Source organism: Acinetobacter johnsonii CIP 64.6 (assembly GCF_000368045.1).
Classification (GTDB): domain Bacteria; phylum Pseudomonadota; class Gammaproteobacteria; order Pseudomonadales; family Moraxellaceae; genus Acinetobacter; species Acinetobacter johnsonii.
The window spans coordinates 523,621-545,093 of sequence record NZ_KB849235.1; the positions used below are offsets into that span (position 1 = coordinate 523,621).

The following is a 21,473-nucleotide window of genomic DNA, read 5'->3' on the forward strand; positions in this document are numbered from 1 at the left end:
CAATTAAACGTTTAGGCAGGACACTATGGAAAAAATGGTCAGGCTATCATCGGCGAAGTTTGGTTGAAACTAAGATGCATTGCATCAAATTATTAGGAGATAAACTCAGTGCAAGGAGTTTTGATAGCCAAGTCAATGAGATCCATGCACGTGTAGCAGTCCTTAACAGATTTACGGAATTAGGTCGACCACTTACCCAAGTTACGCCTTAAATTTGGCTCAATTCGGGGCGCTTTGCATTTCAAAACTTTGTGCAACAAAGCCCCATAAACATCATAAACAAAGACATTTTCACCTTTTGACATAATTAAAGAACCTTCTTCTTTAAATGTGGTGAAATCTGTCCATGGGTGAATCACATGGTCTTTGTCTTTTTGCCAAATATCTTGAATATCAACATTTACTGGTAATTTAGAATTCATTTTTGTCCTTCCTTAACACTTCGCCACACACCAATCCTGGAGGCGGCATTTTACGGTTTATTCATCAATCTCAATAGTCTTTTAAACTGCTTGAGCACACTGAGTTTCTGATGTCTTCGCCTGCATGGCATCATAATTTAAAATGGCATTCAAAAGCACATCGGCACCTTGTGCAGCATCACATGCATACACATCTTCCGCCTCGTTATGACTTAAACCATCAATACATGGAATAAAAATCATCGTCGTTGGACAATGCTTTGCAATGTTAATGGCATCATGTCCTGCGCCACTTACAATGGTCTGATTTGAATAGCCCAGCGTATCTACAGCTTGTTGTACTGTCTCGACACATGCCTTATCGAAATAAGTCGCAGGGCTTAACCAATGCTGTGAAATACTAATGTCTAAATCATGCTGCTCTGCCAGTGTTTGCAAAATCTTGCGTGTCTCGACTTCCATATCTTTCAGTGCAGCATCATTCGGATTGCGCAAATCAATGGTCCATTGAATTTGACCTGGAATGGTATTACGTGAAGAGTTTGCTACTTGCATTTCACCAAAGGTGACCAAGCCCTCTGGAAAGCGCTTACGGACATTGTGTTCTAATTCCACAATCATCGCCGCCGAACCCACCATGGTATCTTTACGCATATGCATTGGTGTTGTGCCTGCATGTGCCGCTTTACCTTTGGTTTCAACATCTAACCATAAAATGGCTTGTCCACCCGTAACGACCCCAATCGCAACTTGGCTCTGTTCCAACACAGGACCTTGCTCAATATGTGCTTCGTAATATGCTTTAAATGGACGCGCTAAAGGTGTTTCTCCTAGTTGGCCTGTACGGACCAATTCTGAATAAACCGAAATACCCTGTTTATCTGTACTCTCATAGACTTTTTGCTTCGGTAAAAGCACAGTAAATACCGCAGAACCCATCATCGCTGGAGTAAAACGTGCACCTTCTTCATTGGTCCACACCACCACTTCCAAAGGATGGTGGGTATGGATGCCTTCTTCCGTCAAACGCTGTAACACTTCCATGCCCGACAAAACACCATAAATGCCATCGAAACGTCCACCTTTGGGCTGGGTATCTAAATGACTCCCCATAACGATAGGTAATGCCGTCGTCGAAAGCCCTGCGCGTCTTAAAATCAAGTTACCAATTTCATCATAATGGATTGAAAGATTAATCTTTTTTGCCCATTCAATCAGCAAAGAGCGCCCAGCAACATCTTCATCAGATAAAGCTAACCGTGTGTTTCCGCCTTTATCTGTTGCGCCAATTTTTGCCATTTCCATTAGCATTTGCCACAATCGTTCCGCATTCGCTTTCATTTCTTAGCAACATCCATTTTAGAAATACTTTTATGGGGAGTTGAGTAACACCTCATTCTGTAAATTCACTCTAAAAAAAAAGGACAACACCAACAAGTGATAAATTTTAAACTACCGTATTAGTAAAACTTATACCCTATAACTCACGACCTAATCGCTTTCCTAATCACCTTAAAATATAAGCACTTCAATCCTAAACACATGCTGGGCATGACATTTTTAAATTGCCTTCTATAAAAGATTTTCTCTAAAAAAAAGGATTACCCTAATGCTCTAAAGTAATCCCTTTTATACTTTTCTAAGTTTCAAAACCAACGAATAAAAAAACAGCCCTTAAAAAGCCTTTGTTAAACTAAAAATGACAGCATCATCTGCACTGGATAATGCTTTATTAATATTCGAATCGACATAATACAGATCAAAAATAAAGTCATTGTAATTATAATTTCCGCCTACTTTATAGTCATAATATGAATCTTCTTGATCTGGTGCCCATAAAACATCATAAGCGGCATGACTTGAAAACTGGTTGTAACCGACTTGCGCATATGCAGTCCACTTTTCAGCAAATGGATAATTGTAAGTGGTTTCATATCGAAGCATTTTTCCAGTTTGGAAAAAATATTCTGGAGAATAATAAAAAGTAAAATTCAATGTATCTTCAGCACTTAACAAACCCGTTCCCGTTGCAGCAACAGAATATTCTTCATAATCAGTATCGGGTAAAAACTTGTCTGCGCCTGGATAATTAATATCAGCATATTGAACATTCAATTTAAATCGATCATTCACGAGATAGTCATAGCCCAAGTAATAATCTAGCTCTATGCTACTGCCAATATCAAGTTCACTGTTTGAAGCAAAAAGTTGTGCATATAAGCCTGAATCATGATCAACTCTTAAAAACCCTTGTACTGCTGGATCGCCTTCCGTTTGCGAATAACCTCGCGAATAATAATCCGTTAAAAAAGCGACGCTCCCGCTTGTAGAGAAACCGTTAAAGAGGCTTGATTCTTCAGTCGTTTCTGCGTGTGCATAAGAAATGGCGAGTGTTGCCAATAAAGCATAGACCAGCTTGTTTTTCATCGTGTTGTTTCCCATCAATTCCATGATTTTTATTGTTGCATTTTTATTGTTGTTCTTTTTTTACAAAAACATAGAACCAATTCTTGGAAATCGGAAGGAACCATTCCGCTCAATACTCAAGCTTTTTTCATACAACAAGAGAAAATACAGCTAGCTAAACTTAGTACAAATACACATAAATTCTTATTATTTTTTAGGTGATAAAACCACAAATAGTGCTTAATCTGCCACTATCACTTGATCGTTTTTCACATCTTAAACCCTGTTTCTTGGATAAAAAAAATTTGATCACTAAAACAGTAATTTTCTTGCTATCAAGAATCTGATTTTGCCTACGTAAAAGATATATATTCAAATCTGCGTCGAACTCTCTTATTCATTATTCTTTGAATGATTTACATTAAATACACTTCTGAGATCATTTATAAAATACTGTTCCAGTAAAGATAACTCACGATCTTTATGCCATGCTAATGAAATAGGGATAATAGAAACGTGAGGAAAAGGTGGAAGTTGTTTAAATAAATGATATTTACTGCTTTTCTCAATAATGTTTTTTGGTAATAAACCTATACCAATACCATTTTGAATAAATCGAATTACTTCATCCATATTATTTGTCGTGACAAATAATCGATTATTTTTTAAAATAATTTCTCTAACTTCATTTAATGGCGATGATGGATCATTTAATTGCTCACTCTGAAAAGAAATAAATCCATGACCTTTAATTTGTTCAACACTTTGAACATCTTCGTATAAAGTGAGTGTTTATCACTGCAAAATAATGCATATTTTTGATTAATTAAAGTTTGATACTTTAATTTCGAATGCTGTGACTGATTAATTCCAATCCCAAGTGCTGGGATTTTTTGCAACAATAACTGTTGGATTTCTTTACTTTTCAAAACATCCACTTGGAAATCTACCAATGGGTATTTTTGATGAAAATCATGTAGTAATTGGTCGTAACGTGTGGACTCAATACGACTTAGAACCAAAAGTTTAATCGTACCAGATAAGCTATTTTTCTCTGTATTTAACCGTTCCTCATAATCCATTAATTGACTATAAATCATCATACTTGCTTCAAATACAATCTCTCCAGTCGCGGTTAAATAGAATTTCCCCCCCGTTCGAATAATCAATGTTTCACCAATCTGCTCCTCCAGTCTTTTTAAACTTTGACTAATGGCTGATTGGGTTAAAAATAACTTAATTGCGGCTTTGTTCAAACTGCCTTCTTGAACAATCACACGGAAGATACGAAGCAAAGACCAATTACATTTGTCTAGTAATACATTTGGTCTCATACCCATACCTCATCTTCTGCGATTTCATAAACTTCATTTTGATCATATCAAAAATACAAAAATCTAATTTTTTATTTTGCTTGCACTGGATGCCAGTTTTTCCCAGTGCATTGTATAAACCAGTTTCTAGAGAATTTTGAATCCCATTGTTTTTCAAAGAAGCTCTTAAAAGGGCGTTGAAGTATTCGTCCACTTTGCAGAAAAACAAGGCTATGCAAAATTTGCCCTTTTTTATGTTCATAGACGAGAGTCATTTGGACGTACACAATCAGAGCCAATTATATTGACCTTAATAATACCGTCTGCCTCTTATTAGGTTGCATCTTTAGATCACAGCTCTAGATTTTTATTAGTAATATGGATTAGCTTGTGAGGAAAACAACAAATAAAAAAGCCCCTTATAACTACAGAGGGCTTTTCAAATTTGGCGGAAGCGGTGAGATTCGAACTCACGGAGGGGTATAAGCCCTCGTCGGTTTTCAAGACCGGTGCATTAAACCGCTCTGCCACGCTTCCATGTGCGCCATCATACGGAGCTTTTGTTTTGATGACAAGTAAAACTTACCATCAAAGCAATCAACTGCATATTGTTTCATCAAAAGTTTATAATTTCGAAGCGATTTCAGCACCTTCACGAATTGCACGCTTCGCATCTAGCTCAGCAGCCAGTTTAGCACCACCAATAATGTGATAATTCGCTAGTGTATTTTGCTCAGCACTTGGCATCAGATCCTTCACAGACTCCTGTCCTGCACACACAACGATGGTATCAACACGTAGCAATTGATCTTGTCCTGCCATATCCACCCAAAGCCCTTCATCAGTCACAGCTTTGTACTGAACCCCACGTAACATACGTACTGCATGCTTTTTCAACTGTGCACGGTGTACCCAGCCCGAAGTTTTGCCCAAACCAGCTCCAAGTGCAGAGGTTTTACGTTGTAATAAATAAATCTCACGAACAGGCGGATGAACTTCTGCGGCCTGCGTGCCTCCTTCAGAGACATAATTCGGGTTTGGATCTACACCCCACTCACGTTGCCAATCTGCAAGCGGTTGTGGCTGAGGTTGATGCTCTGGTTTCAATAAATACTCAGACACATCAAAACCAATCCCTCCAGCACCAATCACTGCAACCTTTCGACCGACAGGTGCGCCGCGTAACACTTCTGCATAAGACAAGACTTGCGGTGAATCACTCCCTTCGATACGTAATGCGCGTGGCACAACGCCTGTTGCAATAATAATTTCTTCAAAGCCTTCACGCTCAAGCTGCTCACGATTCACCTTGGTGTTTAAACGTAAGTCGACGCCAGTTTTTTCAATCTGTACTTTGAAATAGCGAATGGTTTCATGAAACTCTTCTTTACCGGGTACAACTTTTGCCAAGTTGAACTGTCCACCAACCTCATGACTTGCTTCAAACAGAGTCACTTGGTGTCCACGACTGGCTGCAACCGTCGCGGCTGACATACCTGCGACGCCACCACCAACAACCGCAACTCGTTTCGGTTGTTTCGCTTTCAAATAAACCAACTCAGTTTCAAACGCCGCACGCGGGTTGACTAAACAAGTAGCACGTTGGTTTTTAAAAGTATGATCCAAACATGCTTGGTTACAGGCGATACACGTATTGATTTCATCGACACGATTGGTCGCTGTTTTATTCACCCAAAAAGCATCGGCCAATAATGGACGTGCCATTTGCACCATATCAGCTTTGCCCGATGCCAAAATCTCTTCTGCCGTGTCTGGCATATTAATGCGGTTTGAAGCAATCACTGGCACAGCCACGTGCTTTTTCACTTCCGCAGTATAGTCAACAAAAGCAGCACGTGGTACCGAAGTCACAATGGTCGGAATCCGCGCTTCATGCCAGCCAATTCCTGTATTCAATAAGGTAATGCCTGCTTTTTCTAGTGCTTGCGCAATCGTAACCACTTCTTGCATGGTATTGCCATCATGCACCAAATCGAGCAATGACAAACGGAAGCAAATAATAAATTTCTCGCCGACTTGTGCACGTATCCCTTTGACAATTTCGACCGCAAAACGCATACGGTTTTCAATCGGCCCACCCCAACGGTCTTCACGTTGGTTCACATGACGGCTTAAGAATTGATTCAGTAAATAACCTTCTGAACCCATAATTTCTACACCGTCATAGCCCGCCTTTTTTGCAAGACTTGCACAGTTGACGTAGTCATCAATGGTATTCAAGATTTGTTTTTCAGACATTTGACGCGGTTTAAAAGGCGAAATCGGCGACTTGATTGGGCTGGCAGAAACAACAAAAGGTTGGTAGCCATAACGTCCAGCATGCAAAATTTGCATTAAAATTTTTGCGCCATGTTTATGTACTGCATGGGTCACTAAACGATGCGGAGCAATATCCCCCAGCGTATTCATCGTCCCGCCCGCAGGAAGAAGCCAACCTTGACGGTTTGGAGAAATCCCGCCTGTAATGATCAGACCAACACCACCTTTAGCACGCTCACCGAAGTATGCTGCCAATTTTGGATAATTATAAAAACGATCTTCCAAGCCCGTATGCATGGAGCCCATCACCACACGGTTTTTAATGGTGGTAAAACCCAAATGCAAGGGTTTTAAAATATGTGCATAGCTATTGGTTGTCATCATGAATCCTTATCTTTGGCTTTGCAACTTGTTGCATACTACTTTAGCTGTTTTTTAAAATATTGGGATGACAATTTATAAAAAATTCTTGGTATCTCCGGTCAATTCAGCTGAGCTCTCAAAAACATAGGGCAATAAAAAAACCAGTGATGTTGCCGTCACTGGTTTAGTTTTTTTAGACCAATATCCTTTACTGCCAATGCTTCAACTTACTGGTTTGTCCAATACCTACATTAAAACTATTGGTTGGATCAAGCTTTTCATAATGTGTTCGTAGCGCAGGTTTTGCTACATATAAATGTCCGACATTATGCTCAGCTGGGTATTCTGCCCCACGAGCATCCAGTAAATGCCACATTTGATGTTCCATCGCCAAAGGATCCACGCCTTTTTTCACAATATAGTCCTGATGAAACACATGACATAAAAAGTGACCATAATAGAGTTTATGAACAATCAGATCATCCATCTCTTTGGGTAGGGTTTCCACCCACTCTCGATCATTCCGACGCAATGCGATATCCAGAGCCACAATATCTTCAACTTCTGAACGGTGCGTATCCCGATAGCGAATTGCTGCACCTGCAACGGCAAAGCGATGTAAAAATGCTTTACGTCCTTCTTCCTCGGTACAGTGGAAAAAATCACCTGAGGTTTTATCTTGAAAATAACGTTTTAAAAAGCTTTCAACTTGCTCGACATCTTGATTTTCAATCCGAATAACCAAGTGATGTTCATATAGATCACGGAAAGCATTCATCCGTTTCGGTAAATGATTGGGCAAAAATTTGGTCACCAGCTGTAAAACTTTATCTGACAGTCCTTTCATACCAAATTTTTCTAAGTACGCGTCGACCTTATCTTTCATTGCAAATGCAGCAGGTACTTTGGCTGTACCGAGTTTTTCAATGAACATAAAAGTGTCTTTGCCGTACTCCGCCCCAATGTCATAAGCTACTCGGTGAATGTATTCCCCTGCAATCGGTAATCGCGGCAAATCTTTCAATAAAAAACGGCGAATTGTCGTCAAATCATCATGTGAGTTTGTACCCACGTAGAACACCTGACTTGGAATTTTTTCAAAGGTATCTAAACGTACGGCAAAAACACACACTTTACCTGCAGAACCCGATGCTTCATATAAACGAGATGGATCGGCATTAAAACGTGCAGGCGTATTTTCATCAACTTGTTTAACATCATGTCCATAACGATGGTCCGATGCGCAGCAACCTGCGTTATTGATAATATCGCCGATTTGATAATTTTTCGTTTCAAGCTTGCTTAGAATTTCTTCAGGTGTTTCTCCAAGATTTACCCCTAGATGATTCACCAACTCTAACTGACCATCATCATTGACACGAGCGTACAATGCCAGCTCAGTATAAGCAGGACCACGGCGCACCAAAGCACCGCCCGAATTATTACAGACACCACCTAAAACCGAAGCACCAATACACGATGAACCAATCACCGAGTGTGGCTCCCGATTAAATGGCACCAATTCTTTTTCAAGTCGATCTAGTGTTGCACCGGGTAGACAAATCACTTGCTGCCCGTCATTAATGACCTGAATGCCAACCAAACGACGCGTGCTGATCAGAACCACAGGACGGTCATAATCATCGCCAAAAGGCGTTGAACCACCGGTCAAACCTGTATTGGCTGCTTGCATAATCACAATACAATCTGCATCAACAGCCGCTTGCAATACTTGCCACTGTTCCAGTAATGACCCTGGTGCAACAACAGCCAGTACTTTCCCTGCACCGTAACGACGACCTTGGCGGTATAAACGTGTGTCTTTATCGTCAGTTAAAACGTGTTGTTTACCCACAATAGTGATGAGTTTTTGAATAGTTTGCTGTGGAGATAATTGAGTTTGCATAAGGAGTTTTCCTATTCCAAATTTTAATTAAGGAATAATGTTTATTTATTCATTTATTTAACTTCTTATATTCGAATTCAAAGTGCAAAGATAAATTCCATATTTGAAATCCCCCTATATCCCCCCTTTTCCAAAGGCGGACTTTTCTTTTACCTAGATCAATTCAAGTAAAAACAAGCCCCTCCATTTACAAAGGGAGAATATTGCAAATTTTACAATCAATTAATTTGCAACATTCCCCTCTTTTATAAAGAGGGGTTAGGGGAGATTTACATTGTGAATTAAAACAACTTCACACTATCCATTTTCATACAATAGAAATTATTAAAAACTTACTCAGCTAATTCTTTCTCTAACTTCACCAAACAATCTGAAGTAATATCAGCAATGGTTTTTGCACCTGTTAAAGTCATTGCCACACGCATTTCTTTATCAATTAAATCAAGCAGATTTGAAACACCCTCACCGCCTGCCGCACCTAAAGCATAAACAAAGGCACGACCGAGCATACACGTGTCCGCACCCAAAGCCAGCATACGTACCACGTCTAAACCATTACGAATACCCGAATCCGCGAGGATTTTAATATCACCCTTGACTGCATCTGCAATTGGTGGAAGTGCGCGTGCAGAAGATAAAACGCCATCGAGCTGACGACCACCATGGTTTGAAACCACAATCCCATCTGCACCGAAACGCACTGCATCTTTGGCATCTTCAGGGTCCAGAATTCCTTTAATGACCATTGGGCCATCCCAAAACTCACGAATCCACTCAAGGTCTTTCCACGAAATAGACGGATCGAAGTTAGAACCTAGCCAACCAATATAATCTTCTAGACCTGTCGGTTTCCCTAAATATTTAGAAATATTGCCCAAGTCATGCGGACGTCCCATCATGCCGACATTCCACGCCCAGTGTGGGTGGAAACATGACTGCATATAACGACGCATTGCTGCATTTGGGCCACTCATACCTGAGTGAGCATCACGGTAACGCGCGCCCGGAACAGGCATATCCACGGTAAATACCAAGGTTGAACAACCTGCCGCTTTAGCACGTTCCAAGGCATTTTTCATGAAACCACGGTCACGTAGTACATAGAGCTGGAACCACATTGGACGTTGAATCGCAGGTGCAACTTCTTCAATTGGACACACTGAAACAGTAGACAGTGTAAACGGAATACCCTTTTTATCTGCAGCGACCGCAGCTTGAACTTCACCGCGGCGTGCATACATGCCTGTTAAACCCACAGGAGATAATGCAACAGGCATCGACAAAGTTTCATCAAACAGTTTGGTCTCTAAACTTAACTGTGACATGTCGTTCAGTACACGCTGGCGCAAAGCAATTTTTGATAAATCTTCTACATTACGCTTCAGGGTATATTCTGCATACGCACCACCATCGATGTAATGGAATAAAAATGGCGGTAAACGACGTCGTGCCGCTTCACGGTAGTCATTGGCAGAAGAAATAATCATGCTTATATCCTGTTTAATCGACTGGCGCGCTGACGACGAGCTTCTTCCTCATCAATCATTCGCACCTGTTGTACTACAAACTCAATGTGTCCACAGACTGCTTTACGTGCAGCTTCTGGATCACGACGTTCAATTGCATTCATGACTTGAAAGTGCTGATCATGCAATTGATCAAAACGGTGTGCTTCGCTATAGACTTTTCGACGTCCCAAAGCGACGTTGAACTGCAACAAATCGAACAGACCACGCATCATCTGAATCAAGACCAAATTATGAGAGGCTTCAGCAATCGCTAAATGAAATTTCGCATCTGCACGAGCCGCTTCGTCATCATTCCCCAAAGCTTGAAAATGGTTAATCTGATCATAATGATGTCGGATGTTCACCAGATCTTCTTGAGTTGCGCGTTGTGCTGCATACCAAGTTGTTCCACCTTCTAAAATAATGCGCGCCTCTTGCACATCAAATCGGTAGGCAGGATCTTCACTCATCAAATTACTAATCGGTTGTACGATTTGATAACTGGACCAAGTTGCTGGTAATTGTTTTAAAAAAGTCCCCGCCCCTACTTTGCTGACCAACATACCCATGCTGGTCAACTGCGAAATGGCCTCTCTTAAAGAAGAGCGAGAGACTTGAAGCTGTTCACACAGTTTTCTTTCAGCAGGCAGACGGTCTCCAACTTGCATATTGCTTTGTTCAATCAATACACGCAGGCTTTGTACAGCTTTATCGGAGACTTTCATCTGCTTTCCTTAACGTTGATACACAATTTGTGTTATGGAATCATCCATGGGAACACATAGGCTTGTAGAGTAATCATAATACCCATCATAATTGTGAACGTTATACTGTGTTTTAAGGTAAAACGGAATAAATCAGACTCTTTACCAACCAGTCCTACCGCCGCACACGCAATCGCAATCGATTGAGGTGAAATCATCTTACCAGTCACACCACCACTGGTATTGGCTGCCACCAGTAAAACTTCTGGCACACCAATTTGCTGAGCTGTGGTGGCTTGAAGCGCTGAAAACAGTGCATTGGCAGAAGTATCTGAACCCGTGAGGAATACACCCAACCAACCCAAGAAAGGTGAGAAGAACGTAAATGCCGAACCTGTATGTGCAAGGGCCAAAGCCAAGGTCGAAGACATGCCCGAATAGTTTGCGATAAAAGCAAAAGACAACACCATACCAATTGAATAAATTGGAACTTTTAACTCATTCAGGGTTTCACCAAAAGTTACCACAGCATCTTTCGGTTTCATCTTCAAATAGGCAATGGTAATCAATGCTGCAATAAAGATCGCAGTTCCTGTTGCTGAAATCCAATCAAACTTATAAATCGCGTCATAATCTTTAATTTCAGCAACTACAGGCGGCATTTTTTGAATCATTTGATGCAAAAATGGCACTTTGATTGAAATCACGAGATCATGCAATGCACCATCTTTGGCAAATAAATCCTTAAACGGTTTCACACTCCAGATCGTCACCATCACGGTTAAAATCGCGAATGGAGACCATGCTTTTGCAATTTGTCCTACAGTGTATTTTTGCTGTTTTTGTGCAGCCACATCTTCATTCATCGTTGCATCTTGATCTGCAAAACGGAAAATGTGCTTCGGCTGCCAATATTTAAACAAAATTGTTAAAGAGATCAGGGATGCAATTGCAGCCGTAATATCAGGTAATTCTGGACCGACAAAGTTAGAAGTTAAGTATTGTGCAATTGCAAAGCTACTTGCACCCACAACAACTGCTGGCCATGTTTCTTTAACACCGCGCCAGCCATCCATAATCGCCATAATCCAGAACAATACGATTGGCACCATAAATGGTAGCTGACGGCCAACCATTTGGCTGATTTCCATCGTATCGACACCAGAGACTTGTCCAGCAACAATAATTGGAATACCCATTGCACCAAAAGCCACAGGTGCAGTGTTTACGATTAGACACAGACCTGCTGCATATAAAGGTTTAAAGCCCAAACCGACTAATAGCGCAGCGGTAATTGCCACAGGAGCACCAAAGCCTGCCGCACCCTCTAAGAAGGTACCGAAAGCAAAACCCACTAACAGCATTTGTAAACGCTGATCTTCAGTAATTGAGAGAATAGAAGAACGAATGATGTCGAACTGGCCTGTCTTCACTGAAATTTTATACAGAAATACAGCACCAATAATGATCCATGCAATCGGCCATAAACCGTAGAGGAAACCATAAGCCATCGATGCAAATGCCATCAGCACCGGCATCTTATAGGCAAATAAAGAGACAAGAAGTGCAAGTACAACGGTAATCGTACCTGCCACACTGCCTTTTAAACGAAATACCGCGAGCGCCAAAAAGAAGAAGATAATCGGAATCAGTGCTATTAGACTTGAAATCCAAATATTCCCCATCGGGTCATACATTTGCTGCCATTGAAGCATTGTCATCTCCTTGAAATGCTTACTAAGATTTAATTTTGAGCATATTATTGGTACTTTTACCAATATTGGACAGACCAATATGAGCAACCGTAAAGAGAAACAAACCAATAATGACTTATACTTGGCTTATTTTGATTTAAAATGAAGTAAAACTTCAATTAAAAGTTAATATTGGTATGACCAATATGAGCCACCTTTATAAACTAGATCATATTTCAATCAAATTCATATTATTGTTTTTACTTATATTTTTATGAAAATAATGCCAATTATAGACTTTAGTCTAATAATATAAAAAATAATCATCCAGCTTAATACTCAAAAAATGGAAAAATCACACAATATTGGTAATACCAATTTAAAACCAAACCAACTTCACCACTTTTCTGATTAATTTACAGCCTAAACATCTTCTAAAAAGACAAAAATTGAGCACACAATATAGAAACCGATTTTATCCAGATTTTTTTCAACAGTATCGATATGCACATGAGCCTTAATATTTTTAAAGCCCTATGATTTTTTAGAAAAACCATTTGGAAAAGTGCTACAATCGCGAACATATGTATTCTTTCAGGCCACCCATTCTCGGTGCCTATATTTATATCGTTAGGATTAACAATGACTGATAATGCAACTATCTTGCAGAATGTCCCAGTTGGCAAAAAAGTTGGTATTGCCTTCTCTGGTGGTCTAGATACTTCAGCTGCACTTTTGTGGATGAAACAAAAAGGCGCAGAACCTTATGCTTATACAGCAAACTTAGGTCAGCCTGATGAAGACGACTACGATGCGATTCCAAAAAAAGCGGAAGCGTATGGCGCAGTAAAAGCTCGCTTAGTTGACTGCCGTTTACAGCTTGCACTTGAAGGTATTGCTGCGATTCAATGTGGTGCGTTCCACATTTCAACTGGCGGTGTACCGTATTTCAACACGACACCGTTGGGTCGTGCAGTAACAGGGACTATGCTTGTTACCGCAATGAAAGAAGATGATGTCAACATCTGGGGTGATGGTTCAACGTATAAAGGAAACGATATTGAACGTTTCTACCGTTATGGTTTGTTGACCAACCCTGCACTTAAAATCTATAAGCCTTGGTTAGACCAAACGTTTATTGATGAATTAGGTGGCCGTGCTGAAATGTCGCAATTCTTGATCGACAACGGCTTTGACTACAAAATGTCAAAAGAAAAAGCTTACTCAACTGACTCAAACATGTTGGGTGCGACACACGAAGCAAAAGATCTTGAATATCTCAACGCAGGGATCAAAATTGTTGACCCAATCATGGGCGTTGCATTCTGGAAAGACGACGTAGAAGTTAAAGCTGAAGAAGTATCGATTACTTTTGAAGAAGGCTTCCCTGTTGCAATCAATGGTCAACGTATCGAAGACCCTGTTGAATTCATCCTTGAAGCCAACCGTATTGGTGGTCGTCATGGTCTAGGTATGTCTGACCAAATCGAAAACCGTATTATTGAAGCAAAATCTCGCGGTATTTATGAAGCACCAGGTATGGCACTGCTACATATTGCTTATGAACGCTTGGTTACAGGTATTCATAACGAAGACACGATTGAACAGTACCGTATTAATGGTCTACGTTTAGGTCGTTTACTTTACCAAGGTCGCTGGTTCGACTCTCAAGCATTAATGCTTCGTGAAACTGCGCAACGTTGGGTTGCGAAAGCCATCACTGGTACTGTGACTTTAGAACTACGTCGTGGTAATGACTACACCATCATGAATACTGAGTCTGAAAACCTCACTTATGAAGCTGAGCGTTTGACGATGGAGAAAGGTGATTCAATGTTTACGCCAATGGACCGTATTGGTCAGTTAACTATGCGTAACTTGGACATTACCGATACTCGTGCAAAACTTGGTATTTATACCAATACTGGTTTATTAGCTGTAGGTACTGGTTCTGCTGTTCCACAGTTAAAAGACAAAAACAAATAAGTTTGTTGAATGTCAAAAAAACCGCTCATAAGAGCGGTTTTTTTTATTTTAGCGATTCATTCTATACACGTCGATGTGGTTAAAGGCTGATAATAAATCTGATTACGCCCCAATTGCTTGGCACGGTATAACGCCTGATCTGCGATACCCAGCAACTCGACTTTGCTCAAATCCACCTCGCCTTTAAAGACTGTAATCCCTAAACTAATGGTGACAAATGGAGACACTTCAGACATTTCATGCGGAATTTCCAACCGCTCAATCGCTCGGTAAATATTCGAAGCCACCGCATAAGCACCATGTGCATCGGTTTCAGGTAATAACACCACAAACTCTTCGCCGCCATAACGCGCCACAAAATCCATATGCCGAATCGCATTTTTAATAGATTTTGCAATCGATGAAATCACATCATCACCCTTTTGGTGACCATAACAGTCGTTATATTTTTTGAAGAAATCAACATCGATAAACAAAATCGACAAGGGTGTTTCATCCTGACGTGATTGCTCATAATAAGTATCCATCATTTCATCAAAATTACGCCGATTTGAGATCTTCGTCAGCTCATCATTCTGACTCAAATGCAGCAATTCTGAGGTATGAATTCGATGTATTTTTTCACTAATTTTAGCGCGACGAATATTTAAAAAAATGATGCGCTCGCGGGCGTAAATCATACGACTGATGATAAAACCCAGCAAACAGCTACCAAACATCACACGCCCCATCACGATCGCATCAAACTTGACCAGCGTTGAAATCAGGACTAAAAATGAAACCCCAGCGGCTGCCATACCAGTCATAAAAACATATCCTGGTTTTACCCCAGTCAGCAAATACCCCAAGACATAAATCATGCAAATGATCATCATTGCTTGATGGCGCAAAGCTTCGGTATGTACTGACATGGTTAACCAAGTCGTCGAGACCACAGCCCAAAACACCGCAAACATGGCGGCATAGGCAAAAAAAGGCTTCAGTTTGACAAAATGTGAAAAAATATAAAGAAACAAAAGACAAACCGCACCATTTAACAGCCCCAGCAAGCAATGAATAAAATCTTGTTTAAAGTGAGACTGTTCAATAATCCAGTAATCCCCCGGAATCGTCAAAATGGCGAAAATAAAATAAGCCAAAACACCAGACCAAAGAAAGTCATTAATATTGCGACGCGCGCGCTCTAAGTTTAATCGCCAAAACTCTTGTTCTAATTTCTGAGGAAAAACCTGACCAATACGACGGTTGTGTCGTGTAATCAGCTCTTCCATTTTTTCTTTATCGTACTGAAGTTTGGCGAGGTTGTATTTATATTCCATACCAGACCAGATTTAATTCTTGTAGTTGCCTAAAAATAACACAAAATTACAAAGATAAATCATAATAATCAGACAAGATGCCTTTATTTGTCATTACCATTTTTGGCGCATATGCATTATCATCTGTTTTATTTCTTTGACAGAAATCGCCTTGAATACGATTACGATTCTCCAGCCAGATGATTGGCACGCTCACCTTCGTGATGGTCTTGCATTACAACGTACGGTTCCCGATTTAGCCCAACAGTTTTCACGCGCTATTTGTATGCCAAATACAGTACCGCCTGTTAAAACGGTTGAGGAAGCGAATGCGTACCGTGAACGCATCATGGCGCATGTACCAGAAGGCAATGCCTTCGACCCACGCATGGTATTGTATTTTACTGACACAACTTCGCCTGAAGAAGTCAAGAAAATTAAAAATTCTGAGTTTGTAAATGCCATTAAACTCTACCCTGCTGGCGCGACCACCAACTCAGACAATGGTGTAAGCGATATTCGTAAAGTCTATGCCGTTATTGAGCAACTTGAAGAACATCAGGTTCCATTACTGTTGCATGGTGAAGTCACACACAATCATGTTGATATTTTCGACCGTGAAAAGCGCTTCTTAGACGAAGTTCTTTCTCCGTTGCTAAAACAATTTCCAAAACTAAAATTGGTTTTAGAACACATTACAACCAGTGAAGCGGCTAACTTTGTTTTAGAGCAAGACCGCAATGTGGCTGCAACCATTACTCCACAGCATTTACTGTTTAACCGTAATGATATGTTGGTTGGTGGCATTAAACCGCACTTCTATTGTTTACCCATTTTAAAACGTCAAACCCATCAGCAAACTTTGCTCGAAGTTGCAACCAGTGCCAACCCTAAGTTTTTCTTAGGCACAGACAGTGCACCACACTCTAAAAATGCCAAAGAAAATGCATGTGGATGTGCAGGCTGCTACAGCGCACCAACGGCAATTGAACTTTATGCTCAAGCATTCGATCAAGTGGGTAAACTTGAACGCCTTGAAGGTTTTGCCAGCCACTTTGGTGCAGACTTCTACGGTCTACCGCGCAATACTTCAACAATTACACTCGTAAAAGAAGACCAAGTCATCCCTGAGAGTTTAGACTATTTGGATGGTGAACAAATTATTCCGCTGTATGCGGGTAAAACCATTCAATGGAGAAAAGTGTGACAAATGAAACATTGCCAATAATTGGTCAGCGTTTCCGTGGTTTTCTACCTGTTGTTGTCGATGTCGAAACAGCAGGTTTTAATGCACAGACCGATGCCTTATTGGAAATTGCCGCAATTCCGATTATTTATAATGAAGAAGGTCAATTTGTACCGGGTCCTGCACATCATGCGCATATCAACCCCTTTGAAGGTGCAAATCTAGACCGTCGCTCATTGGACTTTATTGGTATTGATCCCTTTAACCCCATGCGCATAGCTATGGCTGAAGACGAAAAAACAGCATTAAAACGTATTTTTAAAGCCGTCAATGAAGTCCGTCGCCAACAGAACTGTACACATGCGGTCTTGGTCGGTCATAACGCCCACTTTGATTTAGGCTTTGTACAGGCAGCGATTGCACGTACAGGGACTAAAAATCAAAACCCATTTCACAGTTTTTCTGTATTTGACACCGTCACCTTAAGTGCTGTGATGTTTGGTCAAACCGTTCTTGCGAAGTCATGTATTCAAGCAGGGATTGAGTTCGATGGTAGAGAGGCCCACTCGGCTTTATACGACACTCAAAAGACCGCTGAACTGTTCTGTTATATTTTGAACAAACTCGCGCCGCACCTACTTGACACTCTGGTGGCGGATCAATAAGATACCGCCATCCTCGCAACGTCCCTATCGTCTAGAGGCCTAGGACATCGCCCTTTCACGGCGGTAACCGGGGTTCGAATCCCCGTAGGGACGCCATCTTATTCTATTTCTAGAAAACACCACTTTTCATTTAATCGGTTCTAATTGAACACCGATATTTCATTTCAATTTTAACCATGCGCTCGTTATACGATGCTTCGTGTTTTTCAAGGTTGATTGTTATGTTTAAGAAATTTTTAATCTTTTTATTGATTCTAGCACCTTCTATTTTTTATCTATGGTTTGTCCAACAAGGCACCAAACAAGCCCCTGTTGCACAAGAAATCCACTCAAGTGCTGAAAACAGCCCTTCTTACCCAACACCTGACCACTAAAAGATAGTCTTTAAGCATTTGTTTTTTAAATTGATACCGATAGTTCATCAGAAAATTTCAATTCACGTGATTTTTCATCTTATTAAAAACTAGAATATAACTTTAAGCCCATTGTTTGATTTTCTATGCAATCTGCAACGCCGCCTTCGCAATCCTCAACTGATTCACCGCAAAATACCTCATTAAAACGTGCCATGAGCACACGCCACCTGATCATGTTATCGCTTGGTGGTGCCATTGGCACAGGCCTGTTCATGGGCTCAGGCGAAGTGATCTCTCAGGCAGGCCCTCTCGGTGCTGTACTGGCTTATATTATTGGCGGGTTGATCGCATATATGGTCATGCTTTGCCTCGGCGAGCTTGCAGTACATTTACCTGTTTCTGGTTCATTTGGTGCCTTTGCAACACGTTATATTGGCCCTGGCACAGGCTATATGGTGTCGTGGATGTATTGGCTCGGCTGGTCGGCAACACTCGGCACCGAATTTACCGCAGCAGCCATTTTGGTACAGGAATGGTTCCCACAAACGTCGATCTGGTTATGGACGTTAATCTTTGCCAGTGGCGTACTGATTTCAAACCTCAGTTCAACCCGAGCTTTTGCAGAGTCTGAGTTTTGGCTGTCCATGATCAAAGTCGCAACTGTACTCATTTTTATTCTTTTAGGCTTTGCCTGTATTTTCGGTATCATCCCTTTTCAGGGGGATGAGTCTGCACCCTTATTCAACAACTTGACTGCGCAAGGCTGGCTACCGAATGGTCTTATTCCGTTGTTTACCACCTTATTAATTGTGAATTTCGCTTTTAATGGCACAGAAATGATTGGTATTGCCGCAGGTGAAACTGAAAACCCAGAAAAAAATGTACCCAAAGCCATTCATGCCGCGGTTTGGCGCCTGATTATTTTCTTTGTTGGTACTATCATTGTCATTAGTTCCCTGCTCAGCTACACCAACACAGGTTTACAAGTGGGCGGACATGGCGGCTTAAGCAGCAGCCCGTTTGTAACTGTATTCACCCAAATGGGCATTCCCTATGCTGAAGACTTTATCCGTTTTGTGATTATCACGGCATTATTATCAACCGCGAACTCAGGCTTATATGCAGCATCACGCATGATGTGGGCCCTGTCCTCACAAAACCAATTGCCCAAGCTTTTTGCTAAAGTGAGTAAATCTGGGGTGCCTTATATTGCCATTTGGGTCACCATGATTGGTGGCTTGCCGGGCTTACTCTCTGAGCAATTTGGTGCAGATGTCATTTTTAAGAACTTAATGGGTATTGCAGCTTTTACCATGGTGATTGTCTGGATGAGTATTTGCTGGAGTCAGTTTAACTTTCGTCGCCAATGGTTAAAGCAAGGCCATGCTTTATCGGAATTAAAATTCCGTACCCCTTGGTATCCGTTGGTTCCGATCCTAGGTTTTATTTGCTGTACAGCAACAGGCTTAAGTATGGCGGCCGACCCTGAAATGCTTTCAGGTTTTATTGGCTGCTTGCTCTTTATGGCCGCTTGCTATGCCAGTTACTATTGGCTCTATCACAATAAGAACTAAGCATCTTCAGCAAAGTGAGCTCAAGCTTATTTTTTGAGCTCACTTTTGCAACAATAAAAAATTCATTCAATTTAATTACTTGTTTTGCCTAATGTTTGAACTTTCAACCATTACAGAGCAAAAACCCTTTTGACAAATAGGCCTTTAATCCTTAATATACGCATCACCTCGCAACGTCCCTATCGTCTAGAGGCCTAGGACATCGCCCTTTCACGGCGGTAACCGGGGTTCGAATCCCCGTAGGGACGCCATATCTTGATCTTATCCGATCAACACTTATTCATAATTATTATTATTTCATTGCAGATTTGCAGTTTTTCACTACAATAGCCCGCTTCATTCCTGAACTTATTAACGCTTATGCACTCATCTCCGAATGATGCTTCGCATCAGGGCAATTCTGCGCCTTTAAAACGCGCTATGAGTACTCGACATCTGGTTATGATTTCGCTTGGTGGCGCAATCGGGACTGGCCTATTTTTAGGGTCGGGTGAAGTCATTGCACAAACGGGGCCTGTAGGTGCCATTATTTCTTATTTCCTCGGCGGGATCATTGCATATATGGTCATGCTGTGTTTAGGGGAACTTGCTGTTCATATGCCTGAGTCTGGCTCATTTGGCGCTTATGCCAAACGCTACATCGGACCAGGTACAGGTTATACCATCACATGGCTGTACTGGCTGACGTGGTCCGTCACGCTAGGAACCGAGTTTACAGCTGCCGCACTGCTCATGCAGGAGTGGTTTCCAGATAGTTCAATGTGGATGTGGACCCTAATTTTTGGTGCTTTTGTATTTAGTTTAAATATGATCTCGACCAAATGGTTCGCAGAATCTGAGTTTTGGTTGGCTTTAGTCAAAGTTATCACCGTTGTTATTTTTATTTTACTGGGCCTACTCGCTATTTTTGGCGTGATTGGCTACAGAGGCTATGAAGCTGCACCTTTATTTAGCAACTTAACGGCTCAGGGTTGGTTCCCAGAAGGCTTGTTCCCTATCTTTACCACCATGTTGATCGTGAACTTTGCATTTTCTGGTACAGAGCTGATTGGTGTTGCTGCGGGTGAAACCAAAGATCCTGCTAAGAATGTACCCAAAGCCATCAATACTGCGATTTTTCGCTTATTGATTTTCTTTGTGGGTACCATCTTGGTCGTGACTTCACTCCTTCCGCATCAAGAGGCAGGTTTAGCGGCTGAAGGCGTGAGTAGCAGTCCATTTGTGACCGTATTCCAACATATTGGCATTCCTTATGCTGAAGATATCATCCGTTTTGTGATTATCACTGCGTTGCTATCTGCTGCGAACTCTGGACTATTTGCTGCTTCACGTATGATGTGGTCGCTGTCTTACCAAAAGCAATTACCAGCAGTCTTCTCAAAAATCAATGCACGTGGTGTCCCTTATGTGGCAGTCACCGTGACCATGATTGGCGGTATGCCGGGTTTACTGTCTGAGCAGTTTGCACCTGAAGCCATTTTTACCAATTTACTGGGTATAGCAGCGTTTACCATGGTCGTCGTTTGGATGAGTATTTGCTTAAGCCAATTTAACTTCCGTCGCCAATGGTATAAACAAGGACGTAAAAAAGAAGAATTAGGTTTTGCAGCGCCGCTGTTTCCTATTGTGCCAATCCTTGGCTTTATCTTCTGCTTTATCACCTGCGTCAGCATGGTGTTTGATCCAAGTATGCGTATTAGCTTCTTTGGTTGTTTACTGTTTATTGCAGTATGTTATGCGAGTTATTACACCTTTTATCACAAGAAAACTTAATCCGTATTGTTAAAAAGAGCGACTTCGGTCGCTCTTTTT

Annotated in this window: 17 protein-coding genes, 3 tRNA genes and 1 pseudogene; 9 read left to right on the forward strand and 12 right to left on the reverse strand. The window is 41.2% G+C overall.

The genetic code is table 11. The features are described 5' to 3' along the window. Positions 1 to 212, forward strand: a pseudogene (locus F986_RS17850) (IS5/IS1182 family transposase); the annotation flags it as partial. Here the strand turns inward: F986_RS17850 and F986_RS08350 are convergent. From F986_RS08350 to lldP, 11 genes are all read right to left on the reverse strand, one after another. After that, complete coding sequence (locus F986_RS08350; protein WP_004693994.1) at positions 180 to 422, reverse strand: hypothetical protein; 243 nt, start codon at positions 420 to 422, stop codon at positions 180 to 182. The pseudogene F986_RS17850 and the gene F986_RS08350 sit on opposite strands and share 33 nt — an antisense overlap. A gap of 81 nt (positions 423 to 503) precedes the next feature. Next, on the reverse strand, positions 504 to 1,763 hold the full coding sequence (locus F986_RS08355) for a Zn-dependent hydrolase (RefSeq protein ID WP_004693995.1): 1,260 nt from the start codon (positions 1,761 to 1,763) through the stop codon (positions 504 to 506). Positions 1,764 to 2,096: 333 nt separating this feature from the next. Beyond that, the gene (locus F986_RS08360; protein ID WP_004693997.1) at positions 2,097 to 2,849 is read right to left on the reverse strand and encodes a TorF family putative porin; all 753 of its coding nucleotides are present in this window, start codon (positions 2,847 to 2,849) and stop codon (positions 2,097 to 2,099) included. Positions 2,850 to 3,221: 372 nt separating this feature from the next. Further along, positions 3,222 to 3,581 (reverse strand): LysR substrate-binding domain-containing protein, encoded by a 360-nt coding sequence (locus F986_RS18690; RefSeq protein WP_080593172.1) that lies wholly within the window; start codon positions 3,579 to 3,581, stop codon positions 3,222 to 3,224. Next, positions 3,539 to 4,168, reverse strand: a complete 630-nt coding sequence (locus tag F986_RS18695; RefSeq protein WP_080593173.1) for a LysR family transcriptional regulator — start codon at positions 4,166 to 4,168, stop codon at positions 3,539 to 3,541. The genes F986_RS18690 and F986_RS18695 overlap by 43 nt, the downstream gene beginning before the upstream one ends. Before the next feature lie 419 nt (positions 4,169 to 4,587). Beyond that, positions 4,588 to 4,678: transfer RNA gene (locus tag F986_RS08380), tRNA-Ser, on the reverse strand. Between the two features lie 87 nt (positions 4,679 to 4,765). Next, positions 4,766 to 6,802 (reverse strand): NADPH-dependent 2,4-dienoyl-CoA reductase, encoded by a 2,037-nt coding sequence (locus F986_RS08385; RefSeq protein ID WP_004694003.1) that lies wholly within the window; start codon positions 6,800 to 6,802, stop codon positions 4,766 to 4,768. Positions 6,803 to 6,992: 190 nt separating this feature from the next. Further along, complete coding sequence (gene dld, locus F986_RS08390) at positions 6,993 to 8,690, reverse strand: D-lactate dehydrogenase (RefSeq protein WP_004694004.1); 1,698 nt, start codon at positions 8,688 to 8,690, stop codon at positions 6,993 to 6,995. Positions 8,691 to 9,022: 332 nt separating this feature from the next. Next, a complete protein-coding gene (gene lldD, locus F986_RS08395) occupies positions 9,023 to 10,177 on the reverse strand; it encodes an FMN-dependent L-lactate dehydrogenase LldD (protein ID WP_004694007.1) in 1,155 nt (384 codons plus the stop codon). 2 nt (positions 10,178 to 10,179) lie between these two features. Beyond that, complete coding sequence (lldR, locus tag F986_RS08400) at positions 10,180 to 10,923, reverse strand: transcriptional regulator LldR (protein WP_004694009.1); 744 nt, start codon at positions 10,921 to 10,923, stop codon at positions 10,180 to 10,182. Positions 10,924 to 10,955: 32 nt separating this feature from the next. Next, positions 10,956 to 12,623, reverse strand: a complete 1,668-nt coding sequence (gene lldP / locus F986_RS08405; protein WP_171057618.1) for an L-lactate permease — start codon at positions 12,621 to 12,623, stop codon at positions 10,956 to 10,958. A 615-nt stretch (positions 12,624 to 13,238) separates the two neighbouring features. Between lldP and argG the strand changes: the two genes are divergently transcribed. Then, positions 13,239 to 14,582 carry an argininosuccinate synthase gene (gene argG / locus F986_RS08410; RefSeq protein WP_004694013.1) on the forward strand — a complete coding sequence of 448 codons (1,344 nt, stop codon included), beginning with the start codon at positions 13,239 to 13,241 and terminating at the stop codon, positions 14,580 to 14,582. A 56-nt stretch (positions 14,583 to 14,638) separates the two neighbouring features. Here argG and F986_RS08415 read toward each other — a convergent pair whose 3' ends face one another. Further along, positions 14,639 to 15,901 (reverse strand): GGDEF domain-containing protein, encoded by a 1,263-nt coding sequence (locus tag F986_RS08415; RefSeq protein ID WP_004694015.1) that lies wholly within the window; start codon positions 15,899 to 15,901, stop codon positions 14,639 to 14,641. Positions 15,902 to 16,052: 151 nt separating this feature from the next. Here F986_RS08415 and pyrC point away from each other — a divergent pair, with 151 nt between their 5' ends. The 7 genes from pyrC (at position 16,053) to F986_RS08445 (ending at position 21,434) form a co-directional block, all read left to right on the forward strand. Then, a complete protein-coding gene (gene pyrC, locus F986_RS08420) occupies positions 16,053 to 17,087 on the forward strand; it encodes a dihydroorotase (protein ID WP_010326368.1) in 1,035 nt (344 codons plus the stop codon). Next, entirely contained in the window at positions 17,072 to 17,731 is a 660-nt protein-coding gene (gene rnt, locus F986_RS08425) for a ribonuclease T (RefSeq protein ID WP_080593174.1), read from the forward strand. Before pyrC ends, rnt begins: the two co-directional genes overlap by 16 nt. Positions 17,732 to 17,751: 20 nt before the next feature. Next, positions 17,752 to 17,827: transfer RNA gene (locus F986_RS08430), tRNA-Glu, on the forward strand. A 125-nt stretch (positions 17,828 to 17,952) separates the two neighbouring features. After that, on the forward strand, positions 17,953 to 18,105 hold the full coding sequence (locus F986_RS18400) for a hypothetical protein (protein WP_004694022.1): 153 nt from the start codon (positions 17,953 to 17,955) through the stop codon (positions 18,103 to 18,105). Between the two features lie 125 nt (positions 18,106 to 18,230). Continuing rightward, entirely contained in the window at positions 18,231 to 19,661 is a 1,431-nt protein-coding gene (locus tag F986_RS08435; RefSeq protein WP_004694024.1) for an amino acid permease, read from the forward strand. Positions 19,662 to 19,836: 175 nt separating this feature from the next. Beyond that, positions 19,837 to 19,912: transfer RNA gene (locus F986_RS08440), tRNA-Glu, on the forward strand. A 109-nt stretch (positions 19,913 to 20,021) separates the two neighbouring features. Continuing rightward, the gene (locus tag F986_RS08445) at positions 20,022 to 21,434 is read left to right on the forward strand and encodes an amino acid permease (RefSeq protein ID WP_004694026.1); all 1,413 of its coding nucleotides are present in this window, start codon (positions 20,022 to 20,024) and stop codon (positions 21,432 to 21,434) included. Positions 21,435 to 21,473 lie beyond the last annotated feature (39 nt).